Origin of the sequence: Streptomyces microflavus (genome assembly GCF_014650075.1) — a bacterium.
Taxonomy (GTDB): Bacteria; Actinomycetota; Actinomycetes; order Streptomycetales; family Streptomycetaceae; genus Streptomyces; species Streptomyces microflavus.
This window is the reverse complement of the sequence record NZ_BMUG01000049.1, coordinates 1-506: the sequence shown is the minus strand read 5'-3', so window position 1 is coordinate 506 and position 506 is coordinate 1. Positions and strand designations below refer to the sequence as shown.

Sequence of the window (506 nt, the reverse complement as noted above, 5' to 3'; positions counted from 1 at the left end):
GCCACCCTTCACCTTTCAAAGTCGATCTTCCAATAATCACCTTTAGCGCCTGACAGGTCTCAGCTCTTACCCCCTCGATTTGCCCAGCTCCTTTTACCAACTTTTTTTTCCGAGACAAGATGCAATTCTTCACCGTCATCGCTGCCCTCGTCGCCTTCACTGGTGTCTTCGCTGTCCCAGCCCCCACTCAAACCGAGCAGGCAACCCTTGAACCTCGCCAGTTTGGTGGTTTCGGCGGCTTTGGACCCGCAAACGTAGTCGCCGGAGCGGCTGACATTGCCACACTCGGTGTTTTCCACAACGCGCTTGGCGGTGGATTCGGCGGTGGATTCGGCGGTGGATTCTTCTAAGACTTGTCATCTCGATCCCTGACAAACCTGGAATACCGTTGACGATGAAGTTTTTCTTTCTCATTTTTTGTTCTCCTTGTAACTGCTGGGCATTATTATCTTTAAGCTGAGACCTTATGAGTAGCTTGCTACTGCGCAAATTATAGTGATTATTTT

At 50.0% G+C, this 506-nt stretch carries 1 protein-coding gene; it reads right to left on the bottom strand.

From position 1 onward, the window contains the following. Window positions 1-59 precede the first annotated feature (59 nt). Window positions 60-299: a hypothetical protein gene (locus tag IE264_RS38895; protein WP_189214508.1), complete on the bottom strand. Its 240-nt coding sequence runs from the start codon at window positions 297-299 to the stop codon at window positions 60-62. Window positions 300-506 lie beyond the last annotated feature (207 nt).